General features: G+C 37.0%; 28 protein-coding genes. 10 read left to right on the top strand and 18 right to left on the bottom strand.

Going from position 1 to position 25117, the window contains the following annotated elements:
- Window positions 1-27: 27 nt before the first annotated feature.
- Window positions 28-378, bottom strand: coding sequence for a protein YmzB (locus tag ACSKT4_RS12455; RefSeq protein WP_211740997.1), 351 nt, complete (start codon window positions 376-378; stop codon window positions 28-30).
- A 181-nt stretch (window positions 379-559) separates the two neighbouring features.
- Here ACSKT4_RS12455 and htpG point away from each other — a divergent pair, with 181 nt between their 5' ends.
- The 3 genes from htpG to ACSKT4_RS12440 all read left to right on the top strand — a co-directional run bounded on the left by htpG (window position 560) and on the right by ACSKT4_RS12440 (window position 3748).
- Window positions 560-2443, top strand: a complete 1884-nt coding sequence (gene htpG / locus ACSKT4_RS12450) for a molecular chaperone HtpG (RefSeq protein ID WP_186868067.1) — start codon at window positions 560-562, stop codon at window positions 2441-2443.
- 221 nt (window positions 2444-2664) lie between these two features.
- Entirely contained in the window at window positions 2665-3168 is a 504-nt protein-coding gene (locus ACSKT4_RS12445) for an RNA polymerase sigma factor (RefSeq protein WP_186868068.1), read from the top strand.
- Window positions 3155-3748: a hypothetical protein gene (locus ACSKT4_RS12440; protein WP_465823502.1), complete on the top strand. Its 594-nt coding sequence runs from the start codon at window positions 3155-3157 to the stop codon at window positions 3746-3748. The genes ACSKT4_RS12445 and ACSKT4_RS12440 overlap by 14 nt, the downstream gene beginning before the upstream one ends.
- 168 nt (window positions 3749-3916) lie before the next feature.
- Here the strand turns inward: ACSKT4_RS12440 and ACSKT4_RS12435 are convergent, their stop codons facing one another.
- On the bottom strand, window positions 3917-4915 hold the full coding sequence (locus tag ACSKT4_RS12435; protein WP_465823501.1) for a metal ABC transporter solute-binding protein, Zn/Mn family: 999 nt from the start codon (window positions 4913-4915) through the stop codon (window positions 3917-3919).
- A 313-nt stretch (window positions 4916-5228) separates the two neighbouring features.
- On the opposite strand from ACSKT4_RS12435, the gene ACSKT4_RS12430 reads away from it, so the two are divergent.
- From ACSKT4_RS12430 to ACSKT4_RS12415, 4 genes are all read left to right on the top strand, one after another.
- Window positions 5229-6629, top strand: a complete 1401-nt coding sequence (locus tag ACSKT4_RS12430; RefSeq protein ID WP_465823500.1) for a SpoVR family protein — start codon at window positions 5229-5231, stop codon at window positions 6627-6629.
- 343 nt (window positions 6630-6972) lie between these two features.
- Window positions 6973-7698, top strand: a complete 726-nt coding sequence (locus ACSKT4_RS12425) for a metal ABC transporter ATP-binding protein (protein ID WP_186868072.1) — start codon at window positions 6973-6975, stop codon at window positions 7696-7698.
- A complete protein-coding gene (locus tag ACSKT4_RS12420) occupies window positions 7698-8540 on the top strand; it encodes an iron chelate uptake ABC transporter family permease subunit (RefSeq protein WP_465823498.1) in 843 nt (280 codons plus the stop codon). Before ACSKT4_RS12425 ends, ACSKT4_RS12420 begins: the two co-directional genes overlap by 1 nt.
- Window positions 8537-9481 (top strand): metal ABC transporter substrate-binding lipoprotein, encoded by a 945-nt coding sequence (locus ACSKT4_RS12415; RefSeq protein WP_465823497.1) that lies wholly within the window; start codon window positions 8537-8539, stop codon window positions 9479-9481. Before ACSKT4_RS12420 ends, ACSKT4_RS12415 begins: the two co-directional genes overlap by 4 nt.
- Before the next feature lie 114 nt (window positions 9482-9595).
- Here the strand turns inward: ACSKT4_RS12415 and ACSKT4_RS12410 are convergent, their stop codons facing one another.
- The 15 genes from ACSKT4_RS12410 to ACSKT4_RS12340 all read right to left on the bottom strand — a co-directional run bounded on the left by ACSKT4_RS12410 (window position 9596) and on the right by ACSKT4_RS12340 (window position 21132).
- Window positions 9596-10735 carry a hypothetical protein gene (locus ACSKT4_RS12410; protein WP_465823496.1) on the bottom strand — a complete coding sequence of 380 codons (1140 nt, stop codon included), beginning with the start codon at window positions 10733-10735 and terminating at the stop codon, window positions 9596-9598.
- A 116-nt stretch (window positions 10736-10851) separates the two neighbouring features.
- Window positions 10852-11796: a type I pantothenate kinase gene (coaA, locus tag ACSKT4_RS12405; protein ID WP_465823494.1), complete on the bottom strand. Its 945-nt coding sequence runs from the start codon at window positions 11794-11796 to the stop codon at window positions 10852-10854.
- Between the two features lie 302 nt (window positions 11797-12098).
- A complete protein-coding gene (locus ACSKT4_RS12400) occupies window positions 12099-13007 on the bottom strand; it encodes a hypothetical protein (RefSeq protein ID WP_465823493.1) in 909 nt (302 codons plus the stop codon).
- Window positions 12997-13506, bottom strand: a complete 510-nt coding sequence (locus tag ACSKT4_RS12395) for an RNA polymerase sigma factor (protein WP_465823492.1) — start codon at window positions 13504-13506, stop codon at window positions 12997-12999. Before ACSKT4_RS12395 ends, ACSKT4_RS12400 begins: the two co-directional genes overlap by 11 nt.
- A 130-nt stretch (window positions 13507-13636) precedes the next feature.
- Window positions 13637-14956, bottom strand: a complete 1320-nt coding sequence (locus ACSKT4_RS12390) for an FtsW/RodA/SpoVE family cell cycle protein (protein WP_465823491.1) — start codon at window positions 14954-14956, stop codon at window positions 13637-13639.
- Window positions 14953-15390, bottom strand: a complete 438-nt coding sequence (locus ACSKT4_RS12385; RefSeq protein ID WP_465823490.1) for a PadR family transcriptional regulator — start codon at window positions 15388-15390, stop codon at window positions 14953-14955. Before ACSKT4_RS12385 ends, ACSKT4_RS12390 begins: the two co-directional genes overlap by 4 nt.
- A complete protein-coding gene (locus ACSKT4_RS12380; RefSeq protein ID WP_465823489.1) occupies window positions 15387-15935 on the bottom strand; it encodes a sigma-70 family RNA polymerase sigma factor in 549 nt (182 codons plus the stop codon). Before ACSKT4_RS12380 ends, ACSKT4_RS12385 begins: the two co-directional genes overlap by 4 nt.
- 235 nt (window positions 15936-16170) lie before the next feature.
- Window positions 16171-16401: a hypothetical protein gene (locus ACSKT4_RS12375; protein WP_339212727.1), complete on the bottom strand. Its 231-nt coding sequence runs from the start codon at window positions 16399-16401 to the stop codon at window positions 16171-16173.
- A 23-nt stretch (window positions 16402-16424) separates the two neighbouring features.
- Complete coding sequence (locus ACSKT4_RS12370; RefSeq protein WP_465823488.1) at window positions 16425-17375, bottom strand: hypothetical protein; 951 nt, start codon at window positions 17373-17375, stop codon at window positions 16425-16427.
- A gap of 180 nt (window positions 17376-17555) precedes the next feature.
- Window positions 17556-18776, bottom strand: coding sequence for an MFS transporter (locus ACSKT4_RS12365; protein WP_465823487.1), 1221 nt, complete (start codon window positions 18774-18776; stop codon window positions 17556-17558).
- 140 nt (window positions 18777-18916) lie between these two features.
- On the bottom strand, window positions 18917-19399 hold the full coding sequence (locus ACSKT4_RS12360) for a tetratricopeptide repeat protein (protein WP_211741021.1): 483 nt from the start codon (window positions 19397-19399) through the stop codon (window positions 18917-18919).
- The gene (locus ACSKT4_RS12355) at window positions 19392-20006 is read right to left on the bottom strand and encodes a hypothetical protein (RefSeq protein ID WP_465823486.1); all 615 of its coding nucleotides are present in this window, start codon (window positions 20004-20006) and stop codon (window positions 19392-19394) included. Before ACSKT4_RS12355 ends, ACSKT4_RS12360 begins: the two co-directional genes overlap by 8 nt.
- Before the next feature lie 10 nt (window positions 20007-20016).
- Window positions 20017-20394 (bottom strand): nuclear transport factor 2 family protein, encoded by a 378-nt coding sequence (locus tag ACSKT4_RS12350; RefSeq protein WP_465823485.1) that lies wholly within the window; start codon window positions 20392-20394, stop codon window positions 20017-20019.
- Window positions 20395-20703: 309 nt separating this feature from the next.
- Window positions 20704-20790, bottom strand: coding sequence for a putative holin-like toxin (locus ACSKT4_RS12345; protein ID WP_465823532.1), 87 nt, complete (start codon window positions 20788-20790; stop codon window positions 20704-20706).
- A 171-nt stretch (window positions 20791-20961) separates the two neighbouring features.
- Window positions 20962-21132, bottom strand: coding sequence for a hypothetical protein (locus ACSKT4_RS12340; protein WP_465823484.1), 171 nt, complete (start codon window positions 21130-21132; stop codon window positions 20962-20964).
- A gap of 376 nt (window positions 21133-21508) precedes the next feature.
- Between ACSKT4_RS12340 and ACSKT4_RS12335 the strand changes: the two genes are divergently transcribed.
- A complete protein-coding gene (locus ACSKT4_RS12335; protein WP_465823483.1) occupies window positions 21509-22066 on the top strand; it encodes a class I SAM-dependent methyltransferase in 558 nt (185 codons plus the stop codon).
- Window positions 22067-22136: 70 nt separating this feature from the next.
- On the opposite strand, the gene ACSKT4_RS12330 is transcribed toward ACSKT4_RS12335, so the two are convergent.
- On the bottom strand, window positions 22137-22925 hold the full coding sequence (locus ACSKT4_RS12330) for a CAP domain-containing protein (protein ID WP_465823482.1): 789 nt from the start codon (window positions 22923-22925) through the stop codon (window positions 22137-22139).
- Between the two features lie 155 nt (window positions 22926-23080).
- Here ACSKT4_RS12330 and ACSKT4_RS12325 point away from each other — a divergent pair, with 155 nt between their 5' ends.
- Window positions 23081-23755 carry a response regulator transcription factor gene (locus tag ACSKT4_RS12325; protein WP_465823480.1) on the top strand — a complete coding sequence of 225 codons (675 nt, stop codon included), beginning with the start codon at window positions 23081-23083 and terminating at the stop codon, window positions 23753-23755.
- Window positions 23748-25109, top strand: a complete 1362-nt coding sequence (locus tag ACSKT4_RS12320) for a sensor histidine kinase (RefSeq protein ID WP_186868091.1) — start codon at window positions 23748-23750, stop codon at window positions 25107-25109. Before ACSKT4_RS12325 ends, ACSKT4_RS12320 begins: the two co-directional genes overlap by 8 nt.
- Window positions 25110-25117: the final 8 nt, after the last annotated feature.

Genomic DNA, 25117 nt, shown 5'->3' with positions numbered 1-25117 from the left:
GGGCCATCAAATTGGCCCCTATCACACTTAAGCCAACTCTACCTTATAAACCCCACGCTCTGTCGTAATAAAAAATTTTTCCCCATCAAATTCATACATGGTACTGTCCTGTAGCGGTATTTCGTAAGAAGGAGAAGGAAGGGGCTGTGTACTCATCGTTGCCAATGTTTGAATCTGACCTTCCCCATTTAACTGTAGACTGTGCATGGGCACATAATCATCTATTCTACGCGTATTACGGTCGTACGATACACTTTCTAAATGAAGCACGATTTGGTCAACATCGTCCATTTCGTGCTTCGTTATTTTAACTTGTCTTCCGCTCCACTGTTGAATAAGCTCGTTAAATGCTTCAACAGATAAAAATTGATGTTCCATAACCATCCCTCCTGCTTATAAATTCTCCTAAACCGTATAGAAATATGCGAAATCTATCCTTACCAATTGACACCTTTTCATAAAATATGGTATTTATGTGGTAGTGATTAGCACTCTCGGCTGTAGAGTGCTAAAAATAATCTAATCGAAACTATTTATCATGATAAAAGGAGTGTTGAGCATGGGGAAAAGGAAATTTAAAGCAGAATCGAAGCGGTTATTAGAGTTAATGATTAACTCTATTTATTCACAGCGTGAGGTATTCTTGCGTGAGCTAATTTCAAATGCGAGTGATGCAATCGATAAGATTTACTACAAAGCATTAACCGATGAGAATTTAACCTTTAATCAAAGTGATTACTATATAAAGATTGAAGCGGATAAAGAGGCAAGAACATTAAAAATTACCGATACTGGTATTGGAATGACCCAAGAAGAGCTAGAGAAAAACTTAGGTACTATTGCTAAAAGTGGTTCCTTAAGCTTTAAAAATGAAAATGAAATTAAAGATGGTCATGACATTATCGGACAATTTGGTGTTGGATTCTATGCAGCGTTTATGGTTGCAGATGTTGTAACGGTAGTAAGTAGAGCATTAGGAAGTGAGAAAGCGTTCAAGTGGGAGTCCAAAGGTACAGATGGCTATACGCTAGAAGCTGCGTCAAAAGATTCAGTTGGAACAGAAATTACATTAAAGCTAAAAGCAAACACAGAAGATGAGAATTATGATGAATACTTAGAAGAATATCGTCTGAAAGAGATTGTGAAGAAGTATTCCGATTTCATTCGTTATCCTATTAAGATGGAAGTAACGAAAAGCAAGAAGGATGACGATAGCGATGAATATATCGACTATAAAGAGGAAGAAACCATCAACAGCATGGTTCCAATCTGGAAAAAGAATAAAAGCGAGCTATCTGATGAGGACTATGAGAACTTCTATCGTGAGAAGCGATATGGTTTTGATAAACCATTAAAACATATTCATTTAAGTGTCGACGGTACCATTCGTTATAATGCGCTTCTTTTTATTCCGGAAAACCGTCCATTTGATTACTACTCGCAGGATTATGAAAAGGGATTAGAGCTATATTCCAATGGTGTACTAATTATGGAGAAGTGTGGAGACTTGATTCCAGACCACTTTAGCTTTGTAAAGGGACTTGTCGATTCAGAGGACCTATCCCTGAATATTTCCCGAGAAATGCTACAGCATGATAGACAATTAAAGCTTATTGCAAAAAATATTAATAAGAAAATTAAACAACAGCTGATCAATCTGCAACGAGATGATCGAGAAAAATATGAGAAATTCTTCCAAGCATTTGGTCGCCAATTAAAGTTTGGTGTATACAACGAGTTTGGAGCGAATAAAGATACATTAAAAGATCTATTGCTATTCTACTCTTCTAAAGAGAAGAAGCTGGTGACCTTGGCAGAGTATGTATCCAGAATGCCAGAGGATCAAAAGTATATTTACTATGCAACAGGTGATTCTATTGACCGTATAGACAAGCTTCCACAAACAGAGCTTGTAGCGGATAAAGGCTATGAAATTCTATACTTTACAGAAGAAATCGATGAATTCGCTATCCGCATGCTTATGAGCTATGAGGAAAAAGAATTCAAATCTGTTTCTAGCCAAGACTTAGGCATTGACTCAGAAGACGATAAGACAACAGAAGAAGAAACAACGGAATACAAAGAGCTTTTCGAATACATGAAGGAAAAGCTAGCTGGAAAGGTAAAAGAAGTTCGACTATCCAAGCGTTTACGTTCTCATCCAGTATGCTTAACTGCAGATGGAGAAATCTCAATTGAGATGGAAAAGGTTATTAATGCGATGCCAGATAATAACCAGCATGTAAAAGCGGAGAAGGTACTAGAAATTAATCCAAACCATGAAGTCTTCCAAACATTAAAGGATGCATTTGAGAAGGATAAAGAAAGATTAGATCTATTCACTAACATTCTGTTCAATCAAGCACTACTAATTGAAGGCCTACCAGTAGAGGATCCAGTTGAATTTACGAATAATATGTGTAAAGTCATGGTTACGGCTTAATAATCGTTAACAATAGTAGTGGGAAATTCTAAAATTTTATTGAGAAATATATAGTGCTATCTCATCCTGGGGATAGCACTATTTTTTTGTGGTTAAAAATGGAATTGGTTGTGTATTAGGTGTGTTAAAATCCTGTTATATTGTAATTGAATGTAGAGCTTAAAAGTTTTAGTCAAAGAGGAACTTTTCAAGGTGTTATACGGTCTGTATATATACAGGGGGTGTTTGGGATTAGTGGGCTAAATGAAGCAGCAATATATGAAGTCTATTTCGAGAAAGTGTATAAAACTGCCTTTTATATCTTGAAAAATGAGGAGCTAGCCAAAGATGCGACACATGATACCTTTATAAAGGTATTTAAAAATTGGGGGAAAATGAAGCAGCAATCCAAACTTAATGCTTGGATTACTACTATTGCAACACGTACGGCTATTGATATTTATAATAAAAATAAGAAACAACTAGCATATAAATTAAAAGAAGAACATATTGCCATCTCAGATGAATTTAATTATAAGAAAGATGAGTTAGAAAATTATCTAGATGCTATTCCACCAGACCAAAAACAAGTATTGATTTTGAAATATATAGAAGATTTAACAGAGAAAGAAATTGCAAGCCTACTTTCGATTAAATTAGGAACTGTTAAATCAAGAATATATCGTGCAAAACAGAAATTATATGATCAGTATCAATTGGGAGGTGATAATGGTGTTGAATCATAATCTAAAAGAAGAGAACATAAAAGAACACATAACCAAGGAGATGGATTCAATTAAGGTGCCAGAGGGGTTGAAAGAAGAATTGTGGGCTAAGGTGAAGCCTATTCCTAGGAAAAGAAAGATAACTTCCAAAGTTCTTCCTTATATAGCAGCTATTGCTTGTCTAGCTATTTTTGTTCCACTTGTGTTAAGCATATTACCTTTTGGCTCTACGCCTAGCGATGATTTATCTGGTCAAACCTTCAGACTTGCTCATCCATATATGCCACTAGAGGGTGGCCCGATAAAATATGATTCTATTATGACAATAGAATTTAAAGGTGGAAATGGATTTACAAGTAATAGGTATGGTGACGGGAAGTATGAACTACATGATGATCTGCTTGTCCTTCAATTTGAAAATGAAAATGAGTTTTTAGAAATAAAATTAACCCTTCATGAAAGTGATGAGGATTTCAGTAAGTATTCTGCAAGTATTAGTGATGCTAATTTTGAAATGAAGGATCAGGATGAAATAAGTCACTTTAAAAATTTCTACTTTTTATTAGACAAAGATAGGCGAGTCGAATTTCTAATAGATTAGCTAGAGACGACAAAGCTTAAATATCCTATTTTTGGATAAATGTGCGGTATAGCGGGTACGTTAAATACAATAACAAGATGAAGCAAGCTTGGAATGAGGGTCAAACCCATTTCCAAGCTTTCTTGTAGTTTATTATAGTTGTTCACTACTGTTTTCAGATGTAAAGTGTTATCGTAATGCTTTATCTAATGTTTCCAAGTTTCGCTCCATTAAACTGAAGTAATCTTCTCCACTTTCGATATCCTCATCTGTCAGTGTGGATAAATTATGCAAATACAGGGCTTCCGCACCAATCTCGTCTTGAATAACTTTTGCAACTTTAGGGGTTATATTTTGTTCAAAGATAACGTATTTTAAATCCTTTTCTTTTGCAACTTGGATTAGCTTTGTTAATTCACTTTGAGACGGCTCTTGGCTAGAAGATAGACCGGCAATTGGGATGGACTTAATGCCGTAGCTTTTCTCCCAATAACCATAGGCAGCGTGTGAGACAATCATCTCCGGATTTTCCCTGGAATCTACTAATTGATGGAATTCCTCATCTAATGCTTCCAAGTCTTGTTTCAATGTTTCAAAGTTTTCCTCGAACTCTTCACGTGCTTCAGGCTTTAGATCAACGAGTGTATTTTTAATATTTTCAGCGAGAACGATCGCCTGATATGGGTCAATCCATACATGAGGGTCTTGATCCCCATGGTGATGACCGTCATCATGTTCTGAATCCTGGTGGTCATCGCCGTCGTGATCATGACTAGCTTCTTCGCCATGATGCTCATGATCATGTGGAATAGCTTCAATACCTTCTGCTGCCTCCACGAATACCACATCTTCTTTCTTCAATGTTTCCTTTACTTTTTCCGCGTACGACTCCATACCAAGTCCATTAAAGATAAAGGCATCTGCCTTGGCAATATCTAAGATATCCTTAGAGGTAGGTTCAAACGTATGGCTGTCTGCTCCTGGTGGGATAAGGGTATTTACTTGTACATGCTCTCCACCGATTTTTTTTGCAAAATCTTCTAATGGATAGATAGAAGTGAAAATCGTTAGTGTATCGTCTGTATTTTGAACACCAGCAGCTGATGATGCATTTTCATCATTCGTGTTGCATGCTGCTAATAGTAATAGTAATCCTATAAAAATAGTTAATAACCAGATATTTTTCAAATGACAACTCTCCCTTAAATCGTTCAGAAATGATTATATCGGAACGGTTACGTTTTGTAAATAGTAGTTGTTACGATTTAAGCTGGTTTCGTAAGTTGTCATAATTGATGTAACAATGAGCGAATTGAAATTCAAATGCCGTCAGAATAACGAATTTGTATAGGAATCCTTTATTTATAGCCTTTCGTTGCTAAGCCTTAAGTGGAAAAACTTACTATCTCTTCTAATGGGGTGTCACATTATTCCTTTATGTGGTTCATCATTCCTTTACTCCCTCATAAACTATAAAAAGCATATTTTGGAGGGATCATCATTGACCGATGCAAAAGAGCTGCATAAAGCAATTGAGGAAATTACAGAAATTGCAGAAGAGTTTGGGTTAGATTTTTATCCGATGCGTTATGAAATATGTCCAGCCGATATCATTTATACGTTTGGTGCCTATGGTATGCCAACACGCTTTTCCCATTGGAGCTTTGGAAAACAATTCCACCGGATGAAGCTACAATATGATTTAGGCTTAAGTCAAATATACGAGCTAGTCATTAATTCCGATCCATGCTATGCCTTCTTATTAAATACGAATAGTCTGATTCAAAATAAATTAATCATTGCTCATGTTCTAGCTCATTGTGATTTCTTTAAAAATAATGTTCGTTTCTCCAATACGAGAAGGGATATGGTCGAAAGCATGACAGCAACCGCAGAACGTATTGCCCACTATGAGCTTCTGCATGGTAGAGATGAAGTGGAGAAATTCTTAGATGCCGTACTTGCTATTCAAGAACATATCGACCCTTCCATCGTGCGCCCTAAGCTTGCGGAGTATGCTTGGGATGAGGAGGAGTCCCCAATTAAGAAGGCCACTTCCCCATATGATGATTTATGGGGATTAGATGAAAAAGAAAAAGAGGAGAAGCCAAGTGTAAAGAAGCGGAAGAAATTCCCGCCAAAGCCGGAAAAGGATTTGCTTCTCTTTATTGAGCATTACAGCCGAGAATTAGAGGATTGGCAACGCGATATTCTGACGATGATGCGCGAGGAAATGCTTTATTTCTGGCCACAGTTGGAGACGAAAATCATGAATGAAGGCTGGGCTTCCTACTGGCACCAACGTATATTACGTGAACTAGACTTAACATCCGATGAAACCGTCGAATTTGCTAAACTAAACTCTGCTGTCGTACAGCCATCCAAACAACAAATCAACCCATACTATTTAGGTTTGAAAATATTTGAAGACATCGAAGAACGCTACAACAACCCGACAGAGGAAATGAAGGAAAGAGGAATAAAACCAGGATCAGGTCGGGAAAAGATTTTCGAAGTACGGGAAATTGAATCCGACATCTCCTTCATCCGTAACTATCTGACAAAGGAATTAGTGGAGCGAGAGGACCTGTATCTATTCGAAAAGCAAGGTGCCTACTACCGCATTTCGGATAAGGATTATGAAAATATCCGTGACCAATTAGTGTCTATGCGCGTGAATGGTGGATTTCCATACATTCGTGTTGTGGATGGGGACTATTTACGTAATGGCGAGCTTTATTTGGTACATGGCTACGAAGGTACCGAGCTTGATCTACATTATTTAGAAAATGTCCTGCCTTATATATACCAGTTATGGGGAAGGAAGGTGTATATGGAGACATATGTGGATGATAAGCTTGCGGTTTATAGTTATGATGGGGACCGGGTGTTTAAGAGGTAGTGTTTCGTGATTAGGGAAATAATACTGTAATACTAGATTGGTTTATAAATTGTTTAAAGTTGAAATGTACCTATGAGATTTATTCATGGGTACATTTTATATTGGAAAAAAGCCTCCTCTTTTCGTATTGAAAACCTAGAAACAAGCGCATTCTATGAAAGAAATCCATAAAATTATTTACTTTACAAAACCAACTGAAAGGAGTATATTAAGTATAAAGTTTACCTAGGGAAACATTTTTACACGAAGGACATTTTTCGATGGGAGTGCAAAATAAGTTGGTTCTTTTCGAGAATTGACTTCTTGCGTAAATAGATGATGACACAAAGCAGGGGTGATACACATGTTAGCAGTAAAAGACCTTTCCATTAGCTATGATGGCAGAACCAATGTAGTGGAAAATGTTAGCTTCCAAATAGAGAAGCCGTCTATAGTTGGTATACTTGGTCCGAATGGAGCGGGTAAATCAACCCTTATAAAAGGAATTCTTCGATTAATACCAAGTAGTGGGGAAACCTATTATAACGGAACCATGTTAAAAAATGTGCAAAGAAAAGTTGCTTATGTAGAGCAGAAGAGCGCTATTGATTATACATTTCCGATTACGGTTAGAGAATGTGTCTCATTAGGCTTATATCCTTCAGGGAAGTTATTTAAACGAATTACGGCACAAGATTGGAAGCGTGTAGAGGATGCCTTGAAGAAGGTACACATGCACGAGTATCAAAATAAACAAATCGGGGCTTTGTCTGGTGGGCAATTCCAACGCGTTCTAATTGCTAGGACATTAGTACAAGAAGCAGATTTGATTTTCCTTGATGAGCCCTTTGTGGGAATTGATACGGTGAGTGAAAAGATTATCATGGATTTGCTAGTTGAATTTCGAAACCAAGGAAAGACGATTCTTATCGTTCACCATGATCTTGGGAAAGTAAAGGAATACTTTGACCAGCTCATTCTAATGAATAAGCAATTAATTGCCTATGGAGATACAAAAAAAGTATTTGTAGAGGATAATCTAATTAAAACATATGGAGATTCCATTGTAGTGAAAGGCGATGAGGGATAATGCTAGGGAACTTTATCCATGACTTTTTTGACTATCATTTCTTACAGAATGCATTTGTTACAGCGACCGCAATTGGTATTGTTGCAGGTGCTGTTGGTTGTTTCATCATTCTTAGAGGGATGTCGCTAATGGGCGATGCTATCTCTCATGCCGTACTACCTGGGGTTGCGATTTCCTTCTTATTAGGTGTTAACTACCTAGTTGGAGCAATCGCGCTAGGATTATTAGCTTCCTTTATAATTACGTATATCTCCAATAACAGTAAAATAAAAAACGATGCCGCCATTGGAATAACGTTTAGCTCGTTCCTGGCATTAGGGGTTATATTAATTGGAATCGCTAATAGCTCCACCGACCTTTTCCATATTCTCTTTGGGAATGTATTAGTGGTACAGGATTTTGATAAATGGCTGACGGTTTCTATTTTATTTATCGTCCTTATTATTTTAGTTATTTTCTTTAAGCCGTTACTGATTACATCCTTTGATTCTAATATGGCAAAAGCATTTGGAATGAACGTCAACCGTTATCACTACTTATTAATGATTCTTTTAACCGTGGTGTCCGTTACCGCGATGCAAAGTGTCGGTACTATTTTAATTGTGGCTATGCTGATAACACCAGCTTCCACAGCCTATTTGTTTACCAACCGATTAAGCTCAATGATGATTCTCTCCTCTATTCTTGGAGGTGCATCATCCATCATCGGTCTAGTAATTGGATATACGTTTAATATTGCTGTTGGTTCTTGTATTGTACTCACTTCCGCCATTCTATTTGCGGTTAGCTTCTTCTTATCACCAAAGCAAAACGTCTTTAGAAAGAAGGTAGTAAGAGCATGAATATAACGAAAAAAGCTACAATATTTCTAACCATTGTAGTAGGAAGCCTATTGTTATTAGCTGGATGTGGAACGGATAATAGCTCCTATGATAATGATAAATTGAATGTCGTGACAACCAACTCGATTATTTGGGATATAACGAAAAATATTGCAGGTGACAATGTCAACTTGCATAGTATCGTTCCGGTAGGGAAAGACCCACATGAATATGAACTACTACCAGATGACATTGTAAAAGCAACTGATGCGGATATCGTATTTTATAACGGTTTAAATCTGGAGACAGGTGGAAATGCTTGGTTTACGAAACTCATGCAAAATGCTAACAAAGAAGAAAATAAGGATTACTTTGCTGTTAGTGAAGGTGTAGCACCGTTGTATTTGGAAGGAAAAGAAGAAGCAAGAAAAGAAGATCCACATGCTTGGTTAAACCTCGAAAATGGCATTATCTATGCACAAAATATTGAAAAGCAATTATCAGAAAAGGATCCGGAGAATAAAACTTACTATCAAGAGAACTTAGCGAATTATGTGGATAAATTAAAGGAATTAGATGAGGAAGCAAAAGGTAAATTCGATTCTATTCCGGCAAATAAGAAATGGATTGTAACGAGTGAAGGGTGCTTTAAATATTTTTCAGAAGCCTATAACATTCCTTCCGCCTATATTTGGGAAATAAACACGGAAGAAGAAGGGACTCCAAATCAAATTAAAAATCTGGTAGATAAGCTCCGGGATACCGAAGTGCAATCCTTGTTTGTCGAATCAAGTGTAGATGATCGTCCTATGAAAACTATATCTCAAGAAACCGGAATTGAAATATTCTCCAAAGTCTTCACCGATTCTATAGCAGAAGAAGGCGAAGAGGGAGATAGTTACTACGCTATGATGAAATGGAATTTGGACCGAATTTATGATGGGTTAACGAATGAATCTTAATGGTTAATGGAAATAGGTCTATATAAAGATTGTGACCCAATGAAGTATCATGATGTATTGATTTGGCTGGTTTATCGTTCTGTATTCCAAAGAACGTAAACCAGCCAATTTTACTTATTTCACTTTTATTTTTAAATAATGAATGGCATGGCCGTTGGAGTAGACGCCATCAATTTCATACGTATAATACCCGGACTTTTCCGGTGCCTGAAAGCTGGGCAGTTCAAGCTCTTTTCCTTCTCCTCGCTCATGATGATCTAGTTGATAGATAGTGAGCTTTTCAGGATAGTGATGGATAAATTCTAATGTAATAGTACCATGAGGCTCTACTAGAAGGGTCTCCGTGTTTATATCACGCTCGAAGCTGTCTCCCATGATCATGCGACCTTCTTCATTACCCAATTGACTACTACCAATCGATACCTTGATAGCATTATCCTTTGTCCTAGCATTAACACATACGATAGCAGTATCTGCACATGCTTCTTCCGTGTATAAGTCATGAGGTTTTTCTTTATCATATAGATTAAGGGTGAGCTTCGTAATCAATTGCTTCTCAGGCTCATCATCTTCCGTTTGAGCTTGTAAATCATCTAATACAACAAAGGAGCTTAGTATATATTCGCCTGTATCCGCTGGCACAATATCTTCTGCTTCCTGGTTAAATAATGCTTTATTCCACTGGAACTTCTGTTCAATCGTTTCATTTGCTCCTAATGTTACTTGGACATAATCATCGAATACGCGCCCATTAATATTTGGCAGGCCAAGATTAGTTTTTGGGTCTAAGAATTGGACTGCTGTTTCGTTTCGTTTTTCTATCATGACAGCCGCAATGCCCTCTTCTTCCTCAACTGAAGTAGGTACATAGATTACTCTTTGTTTATTCGTATGATTGGTTAGGGTGACATTAGCGATAAGGTCCTCATGTAAGGAATAGTGTTTTTTATCTATTGTGAGATCTAATTCAATCCCGTCCAGTTGATTGGAGTTGGATGCGCTTCGGAATGAATCGTGTTCTGGACTCATTCCAGTGTATATAAACCACCCTATGATAGCAATTAAGAATAAGGTAGAAGTGGTAACAAAAGCTCGGGTTACATATAGACGTCTATTTGCTTGCTTGTTTGTTTTACTAATTCTATTCATGATTGTCTGAAATGCTTCTGTGGATTCCGCTTCTGTTAAGGAAACTTGGCTTAGACCTTTTAGCTCGTTCTCTAGGTTATGCTGTTTTTCACTATTTCGATTCATGGACAAAACCCTCCTTCTCCAATAAAATGGCGAATTAGAAAAGAGACCCCATGAAATCAGTAGGACAAAAAGCGATTTCATGGGGCCTTTAACATTTTCTAGGTCTTAAATCAAAATCAAATCTTTCTTACTCTAACCATCTCTACCTGATGATTTTGATTCTTCTCCATAATAATGTCAGCCCGAAACTTGGTTGGTAGAATATTTTCTTCTAAATTAACCTTGTTAATTCGATTCCAAATATCTGTTGCGAATTCCTCTGCTTCCGTGTCGGTTAAGGTTGCATAGCGGTGGAAATAAGATTCCGGTTTTGTAAAGGCCGTTTCCTTTAACAGCTTAAACCTTTCCAAATACCACTGACGTATATGATGTTCATTTGCGTCGACATAAATGGATATATCAAAGAAATCGGATACGAACTTACTCGGAATACTATCCCCTACCGGTTTAGGTGTTTGCAAAACATTAATTCCTTCTATAATCACAATATCAGGCTGACAAATATCATAGTATTCGTCCGATATGATGTCATAGTGTAAGTGAGAATAAACAGGAGCCTGAACACATGGAATTCCTGATTTAATTTCCGTTAGAAAATCAAGCAGTGCTTTTAAGTCATAGCTCTCTGGAAACCCTTTTCGATCGGATAGTCCTTTTTCCTTTAGAACAGCATTAGAGTATAAAAATCCATCTGTCGTCACAAGATCTACTTTTGGTTGATCAGGTAAGTTGGAAAGTAAGGATTGAATGATACGTGATGTCGTACTTTTTCCAACTGCGACACTACCAGCAACTCCAATTATAAATGGCAGCTTCTTTGTATCCATCTTAAAAAAATCATTTCTCGCCTTATGCAAGCGATTAGTAGCCTGAATATGAACAGATAAGTATTGTATAAGTGGAAGATACACACTATAAATTTCATCTTTGGTTAAGGTTCCTACTATCCCTTGCAAGTTCTTGATTTCAATTTGGGATAGGTCAATAGGAGGGCTAGTATATAGACTAGACCATTCTTCTCTAGATAATGAAATATAGGTAGAATGTGGATTGGTTTTCATGAAATTCCTACTATCCTCAGTTATTATGCTCATTGATATATTTCCTTCCCCGTATAGTCCATAAATGTTGTGTTACATCTATTCCTGTTATTAGGATTACCTATTTTAATTTTCGAATGAGATAAAGATAAAGTGAAACGATTTCATTCTTACTTTCGTTAGTTTAACATTGTTACTCGAAGTTGAACATATAAAAGAGGATAGAATTTGGGTAACTTATAAGAAAAGGACTTAGAGGAATACCCTAAAAGTCCTTAATAACAATCTTTTCGATTAGGATGCCAGTTGTTTTCGGGTCTCTACTAATTATCAAATACTTCCGTTTTCTCACCATCAATAACGAGTACCCACGTTCCTTTCTCTGGAAACGATAGACTGCCACTATAGAGGTAAATGGGATTATTAGTTGTGGAATCAATATTTGTTGCATTCTGCAAGAAATTATCTGAGTCAACTTCTATTCCGTTTTCATCTAATAAGGTCACCTCAATTTCTTCTTTGTCTTTCCAGGAACTTTCAATGGATATTTCCGTTTTTTGACCAATTTCTATTTCTAGTGGTGAATCTATTAATGTATAATGTTCTGTCTTTGGAAATGCCGGCAATACCTCTAGTGTAAAAGCTCCGTGTATTTCATCTTCTACTAAAAAGGATAGCTGCCACGTTCCTTCAGTCGGAAAAGGCGAAAAGCTAGTTAATGTATGAGCATCCTCTTGATAAAGTGGGGAATTTAGGCTGCCTTCTGATAGGGTAAGTTGTTGTCCATAGGAATTGATTGCCTCCACTCGATAATTCTTTTCAATTAATTCAGATGGATTGCCCCAATAAAAGATCATTAATTTAGCAACTCTTCTTGTGTCTTCGGCAACAAAGTGATCAAACACATTTAATAGTGCTACATTATCTTCAATCCCGATCAGTTCTTGCCCAGAACCAGGCATTATAAAGGTTTTTCCTTCCATGGCATGAAGTTCTATTGGGGAATGTGCTGTTTGAGGAAGGGAGTTATTAACATTAAATTCGTAAATAACAAGAATCATAAAGAAGGCGATGGAAATTATCATAGCTAAAATTGGTAATCGTATTACTTTTCTCGTTACGGGTCTTACCCCGGCTTTTAAATGTAATAAAATTCGTTGTTTTTGTTCCTTGTTTAAGGAATGTGTTGGAAGGTTACGTAGGTCTTCCTGAATAGATTGATTATCCTTCATAACTAAAGCCCTCCTTTTCCAATATCATTTTTAATTTCTTTAACGAGCGATGGAACATTACATTTACTTTGTTTGGACTACATTGTAAGATAAAACTCGCTTCTTTTGAGGAGAGTTCCATAATGCCCCTGAGGATGACTACTTCTCGATAAGCAGGGGATAATTGCTGAATTGCCCTGTTCAACTCATTATGTTCTAGTTTTTGCATGAAATGGATCTCAGTAACGTTCTGGCTTGTATATTCATTTGATAGAACATGTTTTAATCTTTCCCATACCATTTTTCTTCGATAACGATCTATTACTTGATTTCTAGCTATAGAAATTAGCCATGTTTTTGGGTGTGAACTGGCATTAAAGCTTGAAAATTGCCTTAAAGCAATTAGAAAAGTATCTTGTACATAATCTTCAACATCCAAGGATCCTGTAAAATAGACTAAAAAACTAGTTACATCTTTCTCATAGCTATGAAACCATTCTTCTATGGTGTGCTCCTTCATACTATTCCCCCTCCCTATTTATTTGACGAATAACCACGTCAACTATTACAGAAAATTTATAAGAAATCTCTGCAATAAAAAGCCTGTATACCTAAATTCTAAAGAGATAGGCATACAGGCTTTTAGTTATTCATCCATTACTGCTAACGGTTGCTACTATAATCTCTTTTCTCCGATAAACACTAAGGGCTAGTCCTAGAATCGCAGCATTAAACAATAACATATTTCCTCCATAACTAATAAATGGTAAGGAGAATTCGATTATTGGTACAATGCCAAACATCATCAGGAGATTCCAAAGCGTTGGGATCGTTAGTAAGGTTGCTCCACCGGTTATGAGTATTCTGCCAAAGCTTTCTTTCGTTTTTATGCCATTTTTCCAAACTCGAGCGATAAGCATGAGTAACAATACACATAGGATAACCCCGAATAGCCAGCCAAATGAATAGACTAGATATGGGAAGGCCATGTCTGTATGGTTTCCAGGTAATGATACGATGAGAGAATCATGATCCAATCCGTTACCGAACCACCCAGCTTGGGAGAAAATGTTTCCTAGGATCTGATAAATATGTCCCTCTCTAGTAGAATCCAGATCTGGATGTAAAAAAGGGAATGCTCCTGTACTATTCTGAAATGTTAATAGGGTTGTCGTAATGAGCACAACGCTGCTAAGAAATAGGAGTGAACCTACTCTGACGACAATTCTCTTTAGTCCTTGAGAAAAAGCGAGCATCACACATATGGACAAAGCATACAAGATACTTAACGTATAGTTTGGCAGCGTTAAATAGAGCAAAATAGGGACCCAGAAAAGAACCAGCAGGAGTGCCTGCTTGAACAATGTATTAAATCGATTAATCTGATTGGTAATACTGGCCCATGCTAAGAAGAATAGAAATAAAGTTAGTGGCCTTGGGTCGATGCTAAAGGTAAAGAAACGTATCCAGCTTATGGAATCATTTAGTACATAACCTGCGAAATAGGTATATATAAGGATAGCTACTCCGGCTAAGTAAAAATAGCCCCAATAATTTTGTAGCCTACGATAATCAAATACAATTAAAGCGATTATGACAAGTAGAGCAAGGCTTAACCAATAGCTTTGGAGTTTTACAAAATAAGAAACAGGTTCCCTTAATATGTCATATAATCCACCGATTAATGGGAGGAAACTAAGTGCGGCTACAATACACAATATCCCGACTAATAACCAGTCCACTTTTGGTTTATGGAGGCGATTTAGATTTTCACCAAGTGTAGAGGGGTCCCCCATTTCTTGAATAGCCTTTTCGTTCGCTTCTGTTTCAGGGAAGCCTCTCATTTGGAAGGATTGACTAAGTTCATTTAGATGATAATGAAGCTCCTTCGTTATCATTTCACGAGCCTCTTTCGATTTCACCTTAGAGGTTACCGTCGTTAAATATTCCTCAAAATGGGAGTGGCTCACTGTGATACCTCCTCAACCAATGAATGAAGAGCTAGACGGTGTTTCACGTTTCCTTGACTGAATCTAGATAACCACTTTCTCCCTTTAAGCGATAAGGAATAGTATTTTTGATCCTTTTCCCAATGGGATTCGAGGAGCTCCTTATTCTCAAGTAAGTGTAACAATGTATATAATTGACCTTCATTCTGTTGAAAGCTAAGCTCATTATTTTGTAGCAATTGATTAGAAATATCAAAGCCCTTCTTTGGTTCATGTTGAAGTAGCAGCAATATGGAATGAACCGTTTCTTCCTTCCATGATGAAAGCTCTGTTTGAGGATGCTGAGCGCGAATCGCCTCTTTTACCGCTTCTTTTTGTTCTTTAGAAAACGTTACGTCCTTAAATACCGTGTTCTTCATTGCTCTGTTTAAATTTTGAAAAGGATTGTTCATCATGACAACTCCTCCATTTTTTTCTTTAATAGTTCTTTAGCTCGCTTCAATCTTGTTTTTAACGTATTGATATTAACGCCAGTAATAGTACTAATCTCCGCTAAGGATAACTCTTTGTAGTAATGAAGAAAAACAACCTCTCTGTATTTAACAGGTATACTCATCACAGCATTTGCTAAACGATTATCCTCGCTTTTCGTAATGACGACATCTTCAACTTGCTTTGATTTAGAGGGGATGTAGTCTAAGACCTTCTCATTGAGAATCACTTTCCTATAATGCCAGCTTCTTAAGTAATCCTTGCAATGGTTACTGGCAACTCGAAAGGCCCATGTTTTGATAGAGGATTGTTGCTTGAATTGATCCAGCTTCTCATAGCATTTAATGAAAATTTCTTGTGTTAAATCCTCGGCTATTGTCTGGTTTTTAACATATGTATAGACAAGGTGGAGGATGTCGTCACCATGTTGATGCATTAGGTCATCAATTATTTGTTCGCGATCTTCGACAGTATCTTCTATAGAAAAAGCACGCTCGAGCTCACTCATGTATTTTCACCTCACTTACTATTATAGACGACACAGCATTCTGTTAGGTTTGGGGAAATATAAAAATAATAGATGTGATTTCACTTCATACAGTAAAAAAATAAAGTTGTACCAAGTGGCACAACTTTATTTATAATTTCAAGAGATCCATGAATTAGAGCCTAATTCTAGCTAACAGGAAATCTCTCCATTGTTCACGGAATCATTCATTTCCCTCTCTGTAACACAAAATATACTATGTAAGCTTCTTATATCCTTTGTAAAGACCTCGACCAATCCAAATTAAGAAAATAACTAGCAATAATCCGACGATGATTCGATTAAACAAATTCGGCTCGCCGAAAATAAGCTCTAATACATCCGCAAACGAATAAGTGAACCCTAACCACTCTAAAAAGGCGGGTAAAATAAATATTCCAATGATAAAACCAGATACAAAGTACGCAATGTAACGCTTTTTACTCATGTGAATTCCCTCCTTAAGTATTACTATATTTGCTTTCTATATAATTCCATTCCTTCACGCCCCCAGGTTTTGTAAAGATTATCCATGGTATTAATTTGCCACGGATTGAAAAGTGTTTGTCCATGCTTATTAAAGAAATATCCATCTTCCAAATGGTAACAGGCATGAATAACATGATTGTGATGATCTCTCCAAAGGAGTACATCTTGGGGGTGTAATTCTCCTTCAATAAAAGGTTGTTTACTATACTTCTTTGTTTTTAGTGCAAATAATAGCGTACTTTCAAAGACCCATTGTGAGATAATCCAATCCGTTTCAGCCCCTTGCTCGGAAATTCCGGCAAGCGTTGCTGCAAGACAATTAGCTCCATTAACTGTAGCAAACGAATTGAAGTATGGTGCAAGATGTGGATATAGCTCTCTTAGCCTTGCTAATTTGTTATCATCTATGGAAACATCATCTATGAACTGTTGAGCAAAATAAGATAGAAATGCGTATTTTGTTTCCTGATCGAAATGATTCCATAGAGAGCGATGCATACTAAACCATTGTTTCGAATCTTCTTCGAAAGTATATCTATCCACTAATTGGTTTATCTCTGTATGCTGACTAGCTTCTACTAGCTGACTTACTGTACTTCTTTCAATAGCTAACCCGCTACTAAGATGTCGCTGAATCGTTAAAATCTCTGTTAGGGTCTCTTTTTCTAATCTTGGTAAGACAGTAGGATGGACCACACATACATATGAAATAAGCTCTTTCTTAATCCCCCATAATTGATAGCTATTAATAACATCAATGGTATTAATGCTACTGTCTTGAAAAAAATCCTTTGGAGTGAAAACTAATATATCCGGTCCTAATGGGGGAATAAGTGATTCGCTATCCTTAGAAAAGAAGAGTAAATCAAAGTTTGGTAAAAGCTTCTCATCCCAAATATTTAATATATCGGTAGAAATCTGTATCGTTTTCATAGACATTTTAACCTCCAAGCGAATCTGTCTTTATTATTGTACTATAATTTCGAAAATTATAGTTATAGTCATGAGGAGGAATACCTATTCTGAATCCATAATAGTGTTAGTCAATAATAAAGGGGGAAAGTGCAATGTTGAGAACGACACATCCTTGCTCACATTACCCCCCCCCGTATATTATTTTACAGCAGGCTGCTCCTCAAAAGTGGTCACCAGAGGTGTCGTAATTCTTTTGTTTAAATACAAGTAACCTATAATAGCCGTTATGCAGATAATGCTACCTATAACCAAATACAAGGTACGAATACTTACATAAGGAGAAATTAAGGTTGCAAACAAGATTCCTAAAGGCACCATTGTACGCATAATCAGTAATCTGACAGAGGTAACCTTCCCCATCAGATGGTTCGGAATGGTCTGTTGGATTAATGTAATGTTATAGATATTGAAGATTGCAATTACGATTCCAGCAATTAATTCGGTTCCGACTGCCAGTGCATACCAAGGGGTAAAGCCTAGAGCAAGATAGGTACATCCGCCAATAAAGAGAGCGCTAAAAAGAATTCCGAGCCCCTTTACATTCACAAACCGGCGATTAATGATAGCTCCGATCGTATAACCAATTGGGAAACCCGCCATAAATATTCCATATGCGGAGTAAGGTTGATCAAGAATGGATGTAATATAAGGAAGCGTTGTGACTATCGTTACACCAACTCCAAACTGAACAAACCCGAAAAATACACCAAGCCAGACGATTAATTTATGTTCAAAGTAAGAGGCAAGCCCTTCTTGGAATTCCTTGATCCAAGGTTTTCGTACACTTGATTTTTGATAGTTTTCCTTCACTAACAGTAATAGTAAAGTACTTATTGCAAATGCGATAGCAATGATGAGTAATACCCATTCTACCGCGAGATAGTCTACGAATAGCCCCGCAATAAGTGGCCCTACCATGACCACCACTTGGCGGGTGCTATCTAGAGAAGCGTTAGCACTAGCTAATTGTTCCTGCTTCATGACAGTTGGAAGTATAGCCTGATTAGCAGGGATAAAAATTGGCATAATTAAGCCAACAATCACCTGAACGATAAAAATATAGGTAATAGTAAATGCATTATTTATCAGGAGAACAAGAAGTAGAGTAGCTAGTATCATTCGAATTAACTGGCAATGAATCATAATCCACTTACGACTAAAACGGTCTATATAGGGGCCAATAAATAGCTGCATAAAGAAGGAGGTAATATAGTAAATTAACCAAACCGAACCCAGTGCAGCAGTAGATCCTGTTAATTGAAAAACTATTATAGAATTACACGCCGTAAACAATGCCCCACCTAACTCAGAAGTAGCATTTCCTAACCAAATAGAACGAAAACTCGTTAATCCAAACACATCAGGACTCCCTATCTAAAAGTATATTCTATATTTTCTGGCAGATATAAAAGTAAACGTCCGAGATTCTTCTAAGTAATCAAGCGGGGTAAAAGGATTAAGAAATAAGGAACTGGTATCATACATCCAGTCCCCTTCCTTCATGTCCATACTTGATCTAACTTATCTGCATAAAAACGGATTGCCTGTTCATAATTTTTAATGTCTGTATTGGTGGTAGTATCTAATAAGCAGGTAAGTAAATACCCCATTGCCTGATCATGTTGGTTTAAGTTGTATAGTGTCATGGCAAAAAACACATCAAATGCTCGGTTGTTCGGAAAAAGTTCCTTTCCTTTTTCAAAGACTCGCTTTGATTGATAGTAGTTGCCTAGTGTACGGTAAGTACTTCCTAAGCCTAGCAAAGCGCCCTCTAAATTTTTTCCAGATAAGCCTAGCTCAATAGCTTTCTCGTAATAAGGAACAGCTTTAGATTCTTCTCCTAATACATCAAAACTCCAGGCACATTGGTAATTAATTTCTGGGTCGTTTCGATTTTCTTCCCATATTTCAAGTAATAGTTGATTGGATTCACGATATTTCTCTTGTTTTCTTAATGCAATAGCATGAGTGAGTTTATTCAATTTTTTCCACTACTTTCATCTTAAACAATATTACAGTGTCATAGGTTTCGATCATCTGCTTAATCTCATGTTCGTCTTGTAAGTTGTACCCTGATCGTAATGTATTATTTGAGGTATCACGATAAGCACCGATGATTTTCGTTTCGCCTAGTTCCATCGTTAACTTTTCTTGAAAAGCTTCATCCCATGCACTGGCCATAACATTTTTGAAGTTTTCTAACGTAATTTTCTGAGGGCCTTGTTTAATACTCCCAGTATATAGCATGATAAAGGCTTCATCGTCCGTTTCGATGATGCCAAATCCAAGTGGTTCCTTAACAACATCTTCATTTGGTTCTCGTCCGTAATTCAATTCTGCCAAATTAGGCTCTACCTTTACACCGACTTGATAAGCTTCGGCCCACATTTTAATCCAAGTTTCTTTTGCTTGTTTCCATTCATACTCATATTCATATAAAGTCCCTAAATGTAGTTCTTTAATGGCTTCCATATTGTTAGAGTTTGAACTTTTTTTAATTGTAACCATTGCTTCATTAGAATTCTCATTACAAGCGGCTAAAAGTACCATGAAGAAGGTAATAATAATCATTCTTACTATGTATTTCATGCCTTTCCTCCTACTGTTCTATTTCGATAAACTCTCGCAGTAATTTCCATTCCTTATTCTCTCGCTCCCAGATATACATACATTGTGCACGATGGGGAGTCCCGTCTATGTAGCTCGTTTCTAGACCAACTATCACATAGTTCTCTCCGTTTCTTCTTTCCATAGTGGATATGATCTCAAATTCTTTTCTAGTTTGGTCATTGTATTGATTTAACACAGCTTTAATATCGTAGTTGTAATGATATTCTTCAGGCTTTTCTATCGATGAATAGCCGAAAATACCAACAAATCGTTCAGACATATAGCTTCTTATTTTGGCGTCATCCTTTGATGAGAAACCTTCGTTCCAGCTATTGTAATAGTTGGTTAATGTATTTTCTAATGACATCATATTTGTTCTCCTATTCGTATTTTTATTTAGCTTATCATAAATATTCTGATAAATGAATATGGAGAGAACAAATGTTTTTATGAAATGATTGGGGGATATAGTTGGTGAGGGCTGTAGACAGATAAAGAGGTAAGATGTATAATAATAGCCAAATTAGCATAATATGAACCGAGGATGTTACCGATCATCCCCGGCCCGCACATGGTTAAGAAGTTTCGGGGGGAGTTCCCTCTGAACATCTAACAATTGAAAAAATGAACAAAAGAACCCTCACCCTAAAGTGATTTAGCCGTCACGGGTGGGGGTTCACTTATTGTTAATCTTGTCGTCAATCAACCGCCTTATAAACTCCAGCAACGATATCAAAAAAGACCCCGCTGCGATGAGTAACATCAATATAGATATTACGATATCCAAAGGCATCCCCCCTTTCACCGATAAAATGGATCCAGAGGGAAGTGAAGGTCCCACCCTAACGACTCACCATGCTTATATTTATTGTAGCCTAAACAATGCAATTGGTAATCATCCGATAGTCATAAGGATAGGAATAGTTATAATGACCTATTTTTCTAATTTGGATTGAAGTGCGTCTACTTTTTCTGCAAGTTGATCTAGTTGCTTCTTACGCTTTCTGGAAGAACGAAAAAAAATAATAAGTACCATCGAGGTAAGTATAATGAAAGCAATAAAGGCTAATTGAAAAATCATATCCGCTATATGGAAGCCATCCATGATTATTCCTCCTTGCATTGATTTCCTATCTTTATTGTATCATTTTTTTTTCAAAGATTGTATCAGGCTTGATAATGTCCTTACGAAGGAAAGTAGAATTAGTTTCGAAAAAATTTTTATTTTCTTAATTATTATAGTTTGGTATGCTTTTATCTACAAGCATTAAAAAGGGAGATGAGGGGTATGAAAACGGAAGAAATATTACAGTTAAATAAAACAGGTTGGGAGCAATCGGCTGAGCGTTTTTTTTGGCCGAACTGCACTACCGGAATTAGGCCCATTTGCACCAACCGAGAATGATTTACATCTGTTTGGAGAGGTTGCCAATAAGAAAGTGCTTGATATTGGCTGTGGAAGCGGACATTCTCTGCAGTATATGGGGAATAATGGGGCTAAGGAGTTATGGGGATTAGATCTAACGAAGAAGCAAATTGAAACTGCTCAAGAATTACTCCAAGAACAGCGAGCGTTAGTAAAGTTATATGAATCCCCTATGGAAGAAAATCCCGGACTACCTCAGGATTACTTTGATATAGCGTATTCTATCTATGCTTTAGGGTGGACGGTTGAATTAGAGAAAACATTGACACATATCCATCGATATTTAAAGCCTGGTGGAATATTCATTTTTAGCTGGGAGCATCCGATGCATGACCGAATAAGACGAGTAGACGATTCATTTATACTAGATAAGTCCTACTTACAAGAGGGTCCCGAGTACAATGAAGCATGGAATAATACGGTAATCATACCACATCGAAAGTTAAGTACTTACATAAATACACTTGTTACGGTTGGGTTTGAAATAGAGAAAGTAATCGATGATGTCGTATTACCCAATGTAGCAACGGAAGGTAATGATCACCGGTGGTATTCGGTCGACAAGGCGAAGCTAATTCCAGCGACGTTTATAATCAAGGCTAGGAAGAAATAGTTTGGGATAAACGAAATAATACAAATCAGATCAAAAAAAGGTGCCACGATACGTTCGTGACACCTTTTAACTATTTTGTTATAAACATCTGTGTCCAGTGGTTTCCATTCTGTTCATAGCCAACACCGATGTGGGTAAAGTTAGCGTTTAAAATGTTCTCGCGATGGCCTTGGCTGTTCATCCATGCTTGGACTACTTCTTCTGGTGACGTTTGACCTTTGGCTATATTTTCACCTGCAGAACGATACGTAATACCGAAGTCACGCATCATATCAAACGGGGAGCCATAAGTAGGACTAGTATGCGAGAAATAATTTTGTTGCTGCATGTCAGTCGACTTCTGACGAGCAACTTGACTTAGACTTGTATCAATCTCTAAGGCATTTAACCCAGCTTGTCTTCTTTCTCTATTCGTTAAAGCGACAACATCGCTTTCAAATTTACTTAACCCATGATTCTCCGTTGTTTGCTGCTCTGGTGCTTGTTGCCCCTCTTGTCGTTGTTCTTGACCACGCTGTGGCTGTTGATTCTGTTGCGGTGCTTGCTGGAATTCTTGCCTGTCTTGTGGTTGTTGTGGTCCCTGTGGAGCTGGAGTTCTCGCTGTTATATTGTTTGTATTCGGAACTTGGTCTCCATCTGGTAAGTTTTGATCTTGTTGTGGTGCTTCGCGAGCCTCATACTTTGCATCTTGTGTTTTGATTGGTTGTGTATGTGGATACTCACTACTAGTTTGATCGGTGCTTATACTAGAGATATTAGGATTTTCATGGTTTTCATTATTGGCGTTATCAGTATTACATGCAGCAAGCACGAACAGTATTAGGATTCCAATCAAAAGTTTAACTAAGTTTCCTTTCATAATATATCACTCCTTTTTCATGTTTCTCATAGTATTAGTCATCTATGGAAAAATATTGATACGAATTTGGCTTTTTTTGAACGTGTTGGAGATTTACGGTACCTATTACTGGTGCTAAACTAAAAATAGTAAATACTATAGGAAGTGAATACTAGATGAATACGATTCTTGTTGTGGATGACGATGCACATATTCGAAAATTAATTCGATTATATTTGGAAAATAGTAGTTATGGTGTAGTGGAAGCAGAGGATGGAGAAGAAGCCATTAACTTGTTAGGGAAGCATAAAATTGACTTAGCTATTGTCGATGTTATGATGCCTAAGGTGGATGGGTATGAACTTACAGAAGACATTCGTTCTTATTTAGACATTCCTATCCTGATGGTGACAGCAAAAGGAGAATCACAGGATAAAGTAAAAGGCTTTCGTGCAGGAACCGATGATTACTTAGTGAAGCCATTTGATCCAGTCGAATTAATCCTGCGAATAGAAGCCTTATTAAAGCGTTATAATCTAACCAATGAAAATATTGTTAAAGTAGGGAACACCCTTATTGATAAAGAGAAATTAGTCGTTCAAACAGAAGAAGAGACGGTTACTTTAAAAAGAAAAGAATGTGAATTATTAGCGGTCTTAGCTAGTTCTCCAGGAAAGATTTTCACTAGAAATCAATTAATTGAGAAAATCTGGGGATTTGATTATGAGGGGGATGAAAGAACCGTTGATGTCCATATTAAACGGCTAAGAGAGCAGCTAGAACACTTTCACGATATCACGATAACCACCGTAAGAGGTCTCGGCTATCGGTTGGAGGCAATTCATGGTTAGGAGCTTGTATCTAAAGATCGTTGGTACATTTATATCGGTTGTGATTGTTAGTATTTGTCTGTCCTATGTGCTAACACCGTATTCCTTAAATCAGGAAGTCATCTTTAAAGAAGAATTGTCCAAAATATCTATCGGTCTAGCTGAAGTCATTCAAATGACTGGGCCAGAGAGTATCCCAGAATTAATGGATAAATTTGATGACATCGAATTTGAAGTGTTGATTACCAATGGGGAGGATATCTTTTTTAAGAAGGAAGATAAATTCTCTATTCCAGTTCGTATGGAGGACGTTGAGGAAATTTTAAGGCATTCCTTTGATGATCCGGTAGTATTACTGGATAAGAACAATAGGTCTGCGAGGATTGTCGGTGTTCCGATATATGTTTCGGGAGAACCCTACGCACTTATTACTAGAATTGATTATGAAGATGAATTTGAGGATATGAAGCAGGGGATTTTTATATCGCTATTATTAGTGTTATTGGTCGGAAGTTTATTAATATTCCTTGCTTCGAGATATTTAGTAAATCCAATTCGTAAATTAACCATTGCTGCTCGACAAATTGCTAAGGGTGACTTTTCTGTACGAGTAGATAAAAAGCGGGGTAAGCATCAAGATGAGGTTGGCGAGCTAATTGATAGCTTTAATCACATGACTGGAGAGCTAGAAAAAATCGATACGATGCGAGCTGATTTTGTAAGCAATGTATCACATGAAATCCAATCTCCACTAACATCTATAAAAGGGTTCACCAAAGCAATAATGGATGATGTGGTACCACAGGAAAATCAAAAAGAATATTTAACGATTATTTACCAAGAAATCGAAAGGATGTCTCGCTTAAGTGATAATCTCTTACGAATTGCATCTTTAGATTCCGAGCACCATCCTTATAACCCTGTTTCCTATCGCTTAGATGAGCAAATACGAAACTCGGTACTAACGACAGAACCGCAATGGACGAAGAAACATATTGATATCCAATTAGATTTAGAGCCGGTGGAAATTTTTGCTGATAAAGACTTAATGGAACAAGTGTGGCTTAATTTGATTACCAATGCGATTAAATATACGGATGAAAACGGCGTAATCCAAATTGCTATACAGATTATTGGTGGCAAAATAACGGTTAGGGTAAGAGATTATGGTATTGGAATACCAAAAGAAGCCATCCCGAATCTGTTTGCTCGCTTTTACAAGGTGGACCGTTCAAGAAATCGGTCGGTAGAGGGGAATGGATTAGGCTTATCCATCGTAAAGAAAATTTTATCCATCCATAAGTTCAGTATCAGTGTGAAGAGTGAAGAAGGAAAAGGATCTACTTTTACCGTACACATCCCAATAAGTCATTAGAATAAGGC

It is taken from the genome of Ornithinibacillus liuyingii (genome assembly GCF_055550225.1).
Note: the sequence above shows the minus strand (reverse complement) of the source record. Positions and strands in the feature narration are given on the sequence as shown.